Origin of the sequence: Rhodococcus sp. SG20037 (assembly GCF_031763325.1) — a bacterium.
In the GTDB taxonomy this organism is placed as follows: domain Bacteria; phylum Actinomycetota; class Actinomycetes; order Mycobacteriales; family Mycobacteriaceae; genus Rhodococcus_F; species Rhodococcus_F qingshengii.
Genome location: NZ_CP134497.1, coordinates 3602325 through 3613335, shown reverse-complemented (window position 1 = coordinate 3613335; position 11011 = coordinate 3602325). Strand labels below are relative to the sequence as shown.

The following is an 11011-nucleotide window of genomic DNA, read 5'->3' as shown; positions in this document are numbered from 1 at the left end:
AATCGGTGTTCCGTCCGTCGACGCGCTCTTCGAGGCTGCTCGGACCATCATCGGCGCGCTCTTCGGCCTGAGCTGACACGTCGCAGCGACCTTCCCCCGCGGTGAAGAAAGTCCCTGTTCTCCGACAAGGAGAACAGGGACTTTCGTGCAGCCTGCCGGTGAGCGTTTGCGTGGCGGTGAGTGAGTGACCTACCGGCCGTTCTGTTGATACGCGATCGCTGTCAGCAATCCGACTTCGTCGTTCACGTCTGCGGTGCTGGTGAGCCCGATCTTGTGGGTCGACTGCCCGGGAGCTTTGGCCGGGACAAGAAGTTCGGATTCGGGGGCCTCGACAAAACGTAGTCCGAGGTCGACTCGGGCCTTGGTGGCCGCTGCGATGGCGGCGAATTGGCGAGCGCGAACGAAGGGCGTGTAGGTTCCGCGGCCTTCGACCCGAACATCGGTTCCGAGTTCTTCGATCAGACGTCGGGCTTCATCGAAGATCGGCCGCAGTGCTGCCTTCGGGCCGCTGTACTGCTGGTCGATGTATTGCTCGACGGTCGGCTCCACCCATCCGGACTGTTCGGCAGTCTCGAATGCAATTGCCCACTGCGAATTCTGCGGCACACCGTGCTCTGCTTTCAGCCACTTGCGCACTTCGTTCTGATCGAGCGGGTCGACCCCGGACGTCCGTACGGCCTCAACCCATTCTTCGAGGGTGCGCCCGGTACGGTCGCGCATGGACGAGGTGACTGCGGCCATCATGTCGGAGGGTTCCATGTGTCTGTTCTACCGGTTGTCGCTGGTCTTTCGGTTGTCACTGGTCTTCCGGTTGTCGCTGCTCTCTCGGTTCTCACGGTGCACGGGTAGCTCGCTCAGTCGATGCCGAGCATCGTCTTGAACGCGCGCACGCCGGTCACTTCGACGGGATACGGCGGTGCGACAAAATCTTCGCGGCTGAGGGTGAAGAGACGACGCACGGTCATGCGACCGTCGGCAGCCAACTCCTCTACTGTGCCGTCTGCGCGGTACCCGACTTTGGTGGACACCGTGATCGAGTCGGGGTTGTCCGTGAATGCCGATGACACCACGCTTCGTGCACCCAAAGAGTCGAATGCGAATGCGCAGATTGCCTGTCGGGCGAGAGTGCCGACACCCCGGCCTTGGAACCCGCGTCCGATCCACGAGCCGGTTTCACCGGTACGACTGGTAGGAAAGTCCGTCGCGGCGAACGCCTGGCAGCCGACGATTTCTCCGTCGACGACAATGGCTGTTTCGAATTTCCAGTCGGTCATGGTCATCGCTCCGCGGACCGACCAGTGGTATTGGATGAATCTTCGCGACACTTCGTCGGGAGTGCCCACCGTCCAGGGGACGAGAAACGGCATCTGTTCGGCAGGGTGAATGCCGGCTCGGACCAGCGCAGTGAGTTCGGGGAAATGATCGTCGCGCACAGGGAGCAAGGTGATGGGCCCACACGTGATCGTGACTCCGTACGGAGGCCAGATCTCTCGCAGTGGGTCAACCATCGTCTTCAGACCTTCGTTTCGTGTGCGAATCGGGTCACAGTCTGGCATGCCAGGCACGTCCGAGTGAGCGACTTCTGGTCATCGGGATTCTTTTGCCCTCGCGGTACGAAGTCGTGACATTAGTGTGTGGACGGTGACTACAGACAAACCGGTACGTCTTCGTGAAGGTAGATCGCCTGACAGGCTTTCGCGTGGTGTGGTGGCCGGATACGCAGCGGGAAGTGTCGGTACGGGTGGATTCGGTGTTCTGCCAGGTCTGGTACTGGCGTACTACCTGACCGACACGCTCGGCGTTGCCGCGGCGCTCGCGTCGCTTGTGGTCATTGTCCCGAAAATCGCCGACGTCCTGATCGATCCGCTGATCGGGTCGATCAGCGACCGAAGCTCTCATCGAACTGGTACGCGAGTGCCACTCATGCTCGCAGGCGCTCTGGGACTGCCGTTGCTCTTCATTCTCACGTTCTCGGCCCCGGTGTCGGCCGGCCCCGGAGTCGGGGCGATGTGGGTGCTCGTCTTCTTCCTGCTCGCGGCGAGTGCCTACAGCCTCTTTCAGGTGCCGTACATCGCGTTGCCGACCGAGTTGACCGGCGATTACCACGAGCGCACCCGGTTGGTATCGGTTCGAATTGCGGTGTTGGCCCTGACAATTCTGGTCATCGGCGCCGGCGGACCCGAGCTACGCGACGCTGCCGGGGGCGGAGCACGCGGTTATCTGGTCATGGCGATCGGGGTGTCGGCGCTGATGTGCGGGGCAATGATCTGGGCAGTTCGCGGAGCCGCGCGCCACACGGTGACTCACGCGGACGCGCCGGTCGGCTCGTTGCTCTCGCAGTACCGGGACGGGTTCGACGCGATACGACGTACCCGCGCGTTCCGATTGCTGGTCATCGTCTTTGTGCTCCAAGCTCTTGCCACCGCCGTGATGTTGGCGGGTGCGCAATATCTGGCGACCTATGTGATGGGCAACGAAGGTGCGCTCACCGGTCTGTTCGTTGCACTCGTCGGACCAGCTCTCGTCGTCATGCCGCTGTGGTACTGGTTCTCGCATCGGTACGGAAAGCTTCGCGGTTACGTGGTGTCTTCGGTTCTGTTCGTCGTCGCCACGGCGTTGTTGACGCTTGCGGCTGTCGACGCGGGTTCGTGGATCTACGGTGCCGTCGCGCTTGCCGGCGTCGGCTACGCCGGCATGCAGGTGTTCCCGCTGGCGATGCTTCCGGACGTCATCGAGGACGACGCGCGAATCGGTGGGCGCCAACGCGGTGGTTCGCTCAGTGGTATCTGGACCGCCGCGGAAACCGCAGGCCTTGCCCTGGGACCCGCGGTGTTCTTGGGTGTACTCGCGGTGACCGGCTTCGTTTCGAAAACTGCGGGCGAGACTGTCGTGCAACCGGAATCGGCGCTGACCGGAATTGCCCTTGGCTTCTCGGTCGTGCCGGCGATCCTGGTTGCGATCAGCCTGGTCGTATTGCGGAACTACCGCACCGAACAAGAATCCACTCACGAGAACGAAAGGTGAACGATGAGTTCCACTCGGGCCGAGGAACTTCAGGGCAAGATCGTCGAGAGCGCAAACCTCGAGAAGAGGGCGGCCGACATCTTGAGTCGGTTGCGTTCGCTTCGCGAGCAGGACGCTCCGACGCACGGAGGCCGGGTTCTGTCGTACGTGTACGACAGCGGCCTCGCAGCGCTCGACGAGTTGGCAGCGGACGCAGCTCGATTGGTTCAGCCGGTCAACGGTCTCGACCCGACGGTGTTCCCGTCCACCGCGGTGATGGAGCGTGAGTTGGTTGCGTTCGCACGCGAGTTCCTCCATGGAGCTTCAGACCCAGCCTCAGATACAGACGCCGGAGGCGTAGTCGTCGGCAATGTCACCAGCGGCGGAACGGAGAGTTGTGTGTTGGCCGTCAAGGCAGCTCGCGACTTCCGTGGGCTCCCGCCGGGTGAGGGTTCGCTGGTTCTTCCGACCACCGCGCATGCCGCTTTCCACAAGGCAGCTCACCTGCTCGGACTGGAACTGATCCTGGTACCAGTAGATCCCACGTCGGGGCGCGTCGGCGCACAAGATATTGCGACGGCAGTTCGGAAAGACACGGTCTTGATCGTCGTCTCCGCGCCCAGCTACCCGTTCGCGGCGCTCGACCCGATCGCCGATGTCGCGGAAGTTGCTCGTGCACATTCGATTCCACTGCATGTCGACGCCTGCATCGGTGGGCTTGCGTTGCCGTGGTGGGGTGATCTGCCACCCTGGGATTTCCGGGTGCCCGGGGTCACCAGCATGTCCGTCGACTTCCACAAGTACGGATACTCGCCCAAAGGCGTTTCGGTCCTGCTGCACCGAGGGCGAGATCTGCATCGCAAGCAGTATTTCGGACTCACGGACTGGCCGGGGTACCCGGTGGTCAATCCCACGCTTCTCGGTTCCAAATCCGTTGCTGCTCTTGCCGGTGCTTGGGCGATTTCGCAAGTCCTCGGGCAATCCGGGTACGCCGAATTGGTGTCCCGGGCGCAGCGGGCCACTCGTGCACTGATCGGCACGGTCGAGGCAATCGAGGGTCTTCGCGTCGTGGGCTCGCCGGTGGGACCACTGTTCGCGGTCGCTACCGACGATTCCGTGCCGCTCGAACGGCGAGTGGATCCGCATCGCTGGGTGAGCGCTGTCGGTGCTCGCGGCTTCGTCCTTCAAGGGCAGCCGGCGTCGACGCAACCTGACGGGACGACGTTGCCTCGAACAACCCACCTCACCGTCACCCCGGTGACGGAATCTGTGCTCGGCGAGTTGACCAGCGCACTCGTCCTCGGTGCCGACGACGTTCGCGGCTCGGCGGCAGCCGAGGCGCCGCCGGCCCTGGCAGAGTTGGCCGGAGCATTCGAACGTGGCGATGTCACCGTCGCCGATGTTCTTGCGTTGCCCAGTGACGCCGTCGCGGCAGCGTTGACGTCGGCGGGGCTGGATCCTCGGGGCTCTTCCGATTCTCCCTTGGACATGGCGGCCGTCCTCGCGGCAGTGGAATCGCTGCCACGTGAGGTCACGAAGAGACTGCTGGTGGAATTCCTCGCCGGAATGGTGGAGCCCTGAACTCGGCGATGAATACCGAAACCGCGATGAACACTGTCCAAAACTCGGACAAATGGCGCGAAAGATTCGCGAATCGGGCGTAAGTTTTCTGTCATCGGCTAACCATCTTTTGTCGGAGGGTTGATCAGTGACTGGTGCCGCGGCCAAGATTTTGACGGTGTTCGAGGAAGTGATCGGGGTTCCGCTTCCGGTTCGCGTGCGATGTTGGGACGGTTCGGAGGCAGGGCCACCGGACGCCGCTGCGCAGGTTCACTTCCGGAATCGGCGTGCCCTACGGCGGGTCCTTTACTCTCCCAACGAATTAGGGCTGGCGAGGGCGTACGTTTCCGGCGATCTGGACGTAGACGGCGATATCTTCGCGCTCCTCGACGTTCCGGAACTGGTCACGCGGCTCGGTGAGAATCGTTTGTCGACGTTGCCGCTGCGCTCGATTGTTCGCGCCGCCGGTACTTTCGCCGGCTTGGGAGCGGTGGGTCCACCACCGTCACCCCCGGCGATCGAGATGCGTAGTAAGCGAGGCAAGCGGCACAGTAGATCACGCGATTCGGCGACTGTCTCCCATCACTACGACGTCGGGAATCGCTTCTACGAACTGTTCCTCGGGCCGAGCATGGTTTATTCGTGCGGATACTGGCCGGAAGGTGTCGAATCCCTCGAAGCTGCTCAGTACGCGAAGCTGGACTTGATTTGCCGCAAGCTCGATCTGAAGCCGGGAATGCGACTGCTCGACGTCGGCTGCGGTTGGGGATCGATGGCATTACACGCCGCCCAGAACTACGGCGTCGACGTCGTCGGAGTCTCGCTGAGCAACGAGCAGGTCGAATACGCCAAGGGGCGAGTTGCCGACGCGGGTTTGACCGATCGCATCGAGATTCGGGTGCAGGACTACCGCGACGTCGACGACGGCCCTTACGACGCGATTTCGAGCATCGGCATGTCCGAGCACGTGGGCCTGGTCAATTTGCCGGTGTACACGGCAAAACTCTACGACCTGCTCGTGCCGCAGGGTCGTCTGCTCAATCATGCCATCGCCGCGGTGAAGTCGTTGTCGGACAACGTCGATGACGGTCCCAGCTTCATCGACAGGTACATCTTCCCGGACGGTGAGATCCTTCCGTTGAGTAAAACCATTGATGCGCTGGAACTTTCGGGTTTCGAGACGCGTGACAGCGAAGCGTTGCGCGAGCATTACGCACTGACACTGCGCGCATGGGTGCAGAACCTCCGCGAGAACTGGGACGCATCGGTCTTACAGGTCGGTGCTCCCCGGGTGCGTACCTGGTTGCTGTATCTCGCTGCCAGTGCCCTGGGTTTCGAGGAGCCGCACAGGCTTACGATTCATCAGGTTCTGGCCGTGAAACCAGGGGATCGGGGGGCCAGCGGCATGGCCCGCTCGCGTGACAGTTGGTATCGATCGATTGAAGTCCCGCAGATCGAAACCGGTCCGCGCGTCGACTGAGGCCTATACGTTGGATTTCCATGAGCACCCGGAAGGTTGTCCTCGCGGCACTGAAGGTTTCGGCCGTTGCGGTATCGGCGCTGTTGCCGACCTCGCTGCTGTTCACACCGATGTCGAACGCCGAACCCGTGAACGATTTCTACGACGCGATTCCGGGCGACGTCGGTGATCCGGGTTCGGTGATTCGGACGGAACCGCTGGCTCTGGCCGGTGCCGTCGGCGGAGTGCCTGGTGTGGGGACCCGGATCCTGTATTCGAGTACCGACACCCACGGATCCAAGGTTGCTGTGTCGGGCTCGTACCTGGAGCCGGCTGCCCCGTGGTCAGGAGCGGGCCCCCGCCCGACGGTGGTGATCGGTCCGGGTACGCAGGGCCAAGGTGATCAGTGCGCGCCGTCGAGGATGTTTCCCACTGCCGGTCAGCTCCGCCTGGCGGAACCCGGGAATCCGTCGAACTACGGTGCCGGTGTGGACAGTGTCGGTGTCAACTACGAGTCAGCTTTTGCTTTTGCTTTCCTCGCCCAGGGCGTTCGTGTATTCGTCACCGACTACATCGGACTCGGAACACCCGGCGTCCATACCTACGTCAATCGCGCCGAGGAAGCCCATGCGATGTTGGACGGTGCACGCGCTGCCCGAGCCCTCGCGCAGGCAGGAGAGGACGATCCGATAGCGCTGTGGGGCCATTCGCAGGGCGGCGGCGCCACTGCCGCTGCAACCGAACTGGCACCCGAATACGCGCCTGAGTTGAATCTGGTCGGGAGTTACGCGAGCGCGCCCCCGGCAGACCTGGCAAGCGTTCTGCGTCATATCGACGGTACCGGCCTGATGGCCGCGATCGGTTACACGATCAACGGCGTCCTCGACCGCTATCCCGCCGCCCGAGAGCCGATCGAATCTCGACTCAACGACTACGGCCGGTCCGTGCTCGCCGACGTCGCCGGGCAATGCCTCATCGATTCCCGAACCAAGTACGGGAAGCAGTCGACGGCGTCGTGGACCACAGACGGACGACCACTCGCCGACGTGGTGGAATCGGTACCGGAGATCCAACAGGTGATCGAGGAACAACGCATCGGGTGGCGAACCCCGGCCTCGCCGATTCTGGTCAACGGAGCGCTCAACGACGATTTCATCCCGTACGAGCAAACCCGGCGCCTGGTTCAGGACTGGTGCGCGCGCGGGGCCGAGGCGACGTTGTTCACCGACACTTTGCCTGCGGTGAATCCGGGGAGCGGCAACAACCACCTCGCGCCGGCCGTAGCGGATTTCGGCGTCGGATTGCAGTACGTGCTGGACAGATTCAACGGCAAGCCGATAGTCGGTGCGTGCAACGCCTGAGTCGCCGTGTCACGTAACCACCGTCTCACTTCTAACAGTGGTTGACTGAGCCCGTGAACGATCGACCGCACGACCTTCCGATCAACCCGGTTCCACGGAGCGCCCTGGGTGCCGGGCCGGCGCTGAGAGTGTCGACGGGTCTGCTGCTCGGTGTGGCCGCCGGTGTCGTCACGGCGTTGGTCGGCTATCCCCGATTCGCGTTTCTGATCGGCTGGGATGTGGCGGCGATGGTGTTCACGGTGTGGACGTGGATTCTGGTCTGGCCCTTCGACGCGACGCTCACCGCAAGCCACGCAACGCGCGAAGAGCCGGCCCGAAACGTCGCGCACCTGCTGATTCTCGGTGCCGCCGTCGCGAGCCTGGTCGGTATCGCGTTCTTGCTCCTGGCGGCACCCGACGGACATCACTACCAAGTAGTGGCGGCATCGGTTGCAGTCGGCAGCGTCGTGATCTCGTGGCTGGCGGTCCACACGCTCTTCGCCCTCGGATATGCACGGCTGTACTACTCCGGCCCCGACGGCGGAATCGATTTCAATCAGGAAGAACCGCCGAGGTACAGCGATTTCGCCTACGTGGCGTACACGGTCGGGATGAGCTTCGCGATTTCCGACACCAACTTGAAGTCGTCGGACATGCGCGCGATGGCACTCGGCCACGCATTGCTGTCGTACCTGTTCGGTTCGGTGATCGTGGCGTCCGTCGTCAACTTGATTGCGGGCCTGTGATCTCTCGAGCCGTGTGACCGATCAAGCCGCTGCACGCCCGATGCTCGAGAGGAAGCCGGCGGCTCCGAAGAACAGACCGGCGAACACTCGATTGGTGGTTCGCTGCTGTTTGGGGGAGCGCATCAAGGTGAGCACCCGGGCGGCCAGGCCGGTGTATCCGGTCATCACGATCACGTCGACTGCGCACATCGTGGCGGCGATGATCAGATACTGCGGCAGCAGCGGCGCCGACGGGTCCAGGAACTGCGGGAGCACTGCGAGCATGAAAACGACGGCCTTCGGATTGCTCGCGTTCACGAGAAATCCGCGAAGCATCATCATCGGACCGGAGCTGCTCGCGGCTGCCTCGTCGGTCTCCACCTCGGTGGGCGCCGATCGCCACTGCCTGATCCCCAGGTAGACGAGGTATGCGACACCGAACCACTTGATCAAGGAAAAGGCCACGGTCGAACTGGCGAGAATTGCACCGACCCCCGCCGCGACAATTCCGATCTGCAGCAACAATCCCAACTGCAGCCCGAAGATGTTCCAGTATCCGCGTCGCAAGCCGTAGGCAAGTCCCGACGACATCGACGCAATGGCGCCGGCCCCCGGCGACAGGCTGATCACCCAACTTGCTCCGAAGAACGCCAACCAGACGTGCCAACTCATGTCGAAAGTCCTTTGATCGGGAAATACTCCCGACAACGAGCACGCACGGGATCAGAAAAGTGTAGACGGACAGTCCTGCTCACTGCTCGCGACAGTGCAATGATCGGGAGATGACGTCGTATCCCGTACTGGACCTGACACCCGACGAATTGCTGACCACAACGCGGACCGTTCGAAAGCGTCTGGATCTGACCCGTCCCGTGCCGTTGGACCTGGTGAAGGAATGCCTCCAGATCGCCCTGCAAGCGCCCTCCGGTTCGAATCGCCAGGGCTGGCAGTGGATGGTGGTGACCGATCCGGCACTGCGTGCAGCAGTCGGGCAGATCTACAAGGAAGTCACCGACGAGTACCTTGCCTCTCACGGTTCGGCGGCAAAACTCTTCGCCGATGATCCCGATCGCGCGCCGATTCAACAACGCGTGGGCACCAGCGTCGCGTGGCTCGGTGAGCACATGGGTGAGGTGCCGGTCCTTCTCATTCCGTGTATCAAGGCGGGCAAGACGCTGCCGGAGGGGAACCAAGCCGGCCTGTGGGGTTCGCTACTCCCGGCTGCGTGGAGTTACGCGCTGGCCGCGCGGGCACGTGGGCTCGGTACGGCGTGGACGACATTGCATTTGCAGCGTGAAGCGGAAGTTGCCGAGCTGCTGGGCATTCCGGCCGGATTCCATCAGGCTGCGCTCATCCCGACGGCGTACTTCACCGGCGAGACGTTCAAACCCGCCGCCCGTGAACCGGTCGACAACGTGCTGCACGTGGACCGATGGTGAGCCTGATCTACTCGGCGATCTGCTCGATCGACGGGTATGTGGCCGATGAGCAGGGGAACTTCGACTGGGCGGTTCCCGACGCGCAGGTCCACGCGTTCGTCAACGAGCTAGAGAGGGGAGTCGGCACGTACCTGCTCGGGCGCCGGATGTACGAGACGATGATTCCCTGGGAAACAATGGCGTCCGAGGATCTCGAGCGTTCTTCGGTGGCAGGAGGACCTTCGGCTCCGGGCGAGTTTGCCGGTATCGAGGCGGCGACCGCCGAGTTCGCTCAGATCTGGCGTGGAATCGACAAGATCGTGTACTCCACGACGCTGAACGAGGTGTCGACCGCACGTACCAGGATTGTCCCGAGCTTCGATGAAGACTTCATCCGTTTGCTCGAGAGTGAAGCGGTACAAGATATCTCGATCGGTGGACCGACGGTTGCGGTTAGTGCTTTCGCGGCGGGTTTGGTCGATGAAGTCAGACTGTTCCTGTGTCCGGTCAATATCGGTGGCGGATTGCGAGCTCTCCCGGAAAGCCGGCTTGATCTGCAACTGCTCGAGGAGAAAACCTTCGACGGCGGCGTCATCTATCTGCGATACGCCGTTCGCTAAGCAATCACCATCACTGCCGTGACGACGCCGAGTAGAGCGATGTAGGCGGCGGCATGGACTCGGTCCGGTATGGCACCGACGATTCGTCGGCTCAGCGCGATCGCCGGTAGGGAACCGGCGAGTAGTGCACAGACGGCCAGAAGGTCGACAGCGCCGACTCTGCCCGCCGACAGATCCGAGGCTGAACTGTGCCCTGATGAGACCGCATACACCGCAGTCGCGACGACGGCGACAGGCAAGCTCAACGGGTTGGCGCTCGCGGCGGCGTCGGCCATCGGAACTCCGCGGCGTCGCATCATCGGAACCGTCATGACGCTCCCGCCGACTCCGAGGAAACTTGCGACGGCACCGATGCCTATCCCGACAGCGCGGACGCCGTGACGGTCAAGATGTTCGCGAGGTTCAGATGGTGTCAGAAACCCTTGTCGCAGAAGACTGTCCAAGATTGTCACCAGCAGGTAGAGCACAAACAGAATCCGGACGACGCCGTCGTCTACGTGGCCCGCCGCAACCGCTCCGAGCCCGGCTCCGAGTGCGACGGGGCCGATCAGAGGTCCGATGTACTCCGTCCGAAGCCGTCCTGACTTCCTGAATGCGACTGTGGCACCGAGTGAATTGACCACCATCACGGCCGCCGAGGATGCTACGGCGACATGCATCGGATCGATGACGTCCGGCCTCAGCGTCGATGCAGCGTAAACGACTGGGACAGTGACAAACCCGCCACCGAATCCGAACAGAACGGTGGTGACTCCGGTCAAGGCGCCGAAAGCGAGAAGGATGAGGGCGTAGTGAAGCACTCGATGAACGGTAGCGATTTCTCCGCTGGCGCACATTCGAAGGTTCGCCAGGTTCCATTGTCAATCAGACACGGACTCGGTAGGTT

General features: G+C 62.6%; 11 protein-coding genes. 7 read left to right on the top strand and 4 right to left on the bottom strand.

Annotated features, from left to right (window positions below; all coding sequences use genetic code 11):
• Positions 1-189 precede the first annotated feature (189 nt).
• Together RHP72_RS16540 and RHP72_RS16535 are read right to left on the bottom strand one after the other, a co-directional pair.
• On the bottom strand, positions 190-759 hold the full coding sequence (locus RHP72_RS16540; protein WP_073513049.1) for a DUF5655 domain-containing protein: 570 nt from the start codon (positions 757-759) through the stop codon (positions 190-192).
• 95 nt (positions 760-854) lie between these two features.
• Entirely contained in the window at positions 855-1508 is a 654-nt protein-coding gene (locus RHP72_RS16535) for a GNAT family protein (RefSeq protein WP_311093608.1), read from the bottom strand.
• Between the two features lie 124 nt (positions 1509-1632).
• On the opposite strand from RHP72_RS16535, the gene RHP72_RS16530 reads away from it, so the two are divergent.
• From RHP72_RS16530 to RHP72_RS16510, 5 genes are all read left to right on the top strand, one after another.
• Positions 1633-3024 carry an MFS transporter gene (locus RHP72_RS16530; RefSeq protein WP_311093607.1) on the top strand — a complete coding sequence of 464 codons (1392 nt, stop codon included), beginning with the start codon at positions 1633-1635 and terminating at the stop codon, positions 3022-3024.
• A gap of 3 nt (positions 3025-3027) precedes the next feature.
• Positions 3028-4584, top strand: coding sequence for an aminotransferase class V-fold PLP-dependent enzyme (locus tag RHP72_RS16525; RefSeq protein ID WP_007732275.1), 1557 nt, complete (start codon positions 3028-3030; stop codon positions 4582-4584).
• A 127-nt stretch (positions 4585-4711) separates the two neighbouring features.
• A complete protein-coding gene (locus RHP72_RS16520) occupies positions 4712-6043 on the top strand; it encodes a cyclopropane-fatty-acyl-phospholipid synthase family protein (protein WP_054187182.1) in 1332 nt (443 codons plus the stop codon).
• A gap of 20 nt (positions 6044-6063) precedes the next feature.
• Positions 6064-7383 (top strand): lipase family protein, encoded by a 1320-nt coding sequence (locus tag RHP72_RS16515; RefSeq protein WP_311093606.1) that lies wholly within the window; start codon positions 6064-6066, stop codon positions 7381-7383.
• Positions 7384-7436: 53 nt separating this feature from the next.
• Complete coding sequence (locus RHP72_RS16510; protein WP_030537075.1) at positions 7437-8108, top strand: DUF1345 domain-containing protein; 672 nt, start codon at positions 7437-7439, stop codon at positions 8106-8108.
• Between the two features lie 21 nt (positions 8109-8129).
• Here the strand turns inward: RHP72_RS16510 and RHP72_RS16505 are convergent, their stop codons facing one another.
• A complete protein-coding gene (locus RHP72_RS16505) occupies positions 8130-8759 on the bottom strand; it encodes a LysE family transporter (RefSeq protein ID WP_037130153.1) in 630 nt (209 codons plus the stop codon).
• Between the two features lie 110 nt (positions 8760-8869).
• Between RHP72_RS16505 and RHP72_RS16500 the strand changes: the two genes are divergently transcribed.
• Both RHP72_RS16500 and RHP72_RS16495 read left to right on the top strand, forming a co-directional pair.
• Positions 8870-9526, top strand: coding sequence for a nitroreductase family protein (locus tag RHP72_RS16500; RefSeq protein WP_003942413.1), 657 nt, complete (start codon positions 8870-8872; stop codon positions 9524-9526).
• Positions 9520-10125, top strand: coding sequence for a dihydrofolate reductase family protein (locus RHP72_RS16495; RefSeq protein WP_030537073.1), 606 nt, complete (start codon positions 9520-9522; stop codon positions 10123-10125). The genes RHP72_RS16500 and RHP72_RS16495 overlap by 7 nt, the downstream gene beginning before the upstream one ends.
• Here RHP72_RS16495 and RHP72_RS16490 read toward each other — a convergent pair.
• Positions 10122-10925: a sulfite exporter TauE/SafE family protein gene (locus RHP72_RS16490; RefSeq protein WP_311093605.1), complete on the bottom strand. Its 804-nt coding sequence runs from the start codon at positions 10923-10925 to the stop codon at positions 10122-10124. The genes RHP72_RS16495 and RHP72_RS16490 overlap by 4 nt on opposite strands.
• Between the last annotated feature and the right edge of the window lie 86 nt (positions 10926-11011).

Bases quoted from the DNA above. Each gene is read 5' to 3' on its own strand.
- RHP72_RS16540 (WP_073513049.1), bottom strand. From the start codon at position 759: ATGGAACCCTCCGACATGATGGCCGCAGTCACCTCGTCCATGCGCGAC.
- RHP72_RS16535 (WP_311093608.1), bottom strand. From the start codon at position 1,508: ATGGTTGACCCACTGCGAGAGATCTGGCCTCCGTACGGAGTCACGATC.
- RHP72_RS16525 (WP_007732275.1), top strand. From the start codon at position 3,028: ATGAGTTCCACTCGGGCCGAGGAACTTCAGGGCAAGATCGTCGAGAGC.
- RHP72_RS16515 (WP_311093606.1), top strand. From the start codon at position 6,064: ATGAGCACCCGGAAGGTTGTCCTCGCGGCACTGAAGGTTTCGGCCGTT.
- RHP72_RS16505 (WP_037130153.1), bottom strand. From the start codon at position 8,759: ATGAGTTGGCACGTCTGGTTGGCGTTCTTCGGAGCAAGTTGGGTGATC.
- RHP72_RS16500 (WP_003942413.1), top strand. From the start codon at position 8,870: ATGACGTCGTATCCCGTACTGGACCTGACACCCGACGAATTGCTGACC.
- RHP72_RS16495 (WP_030537073.1), top strand. From the start codon at position 9,520: ATGGTGAGCCTGATCTACTCGGCGATCTGCTCGATCGACGGGTATGTG.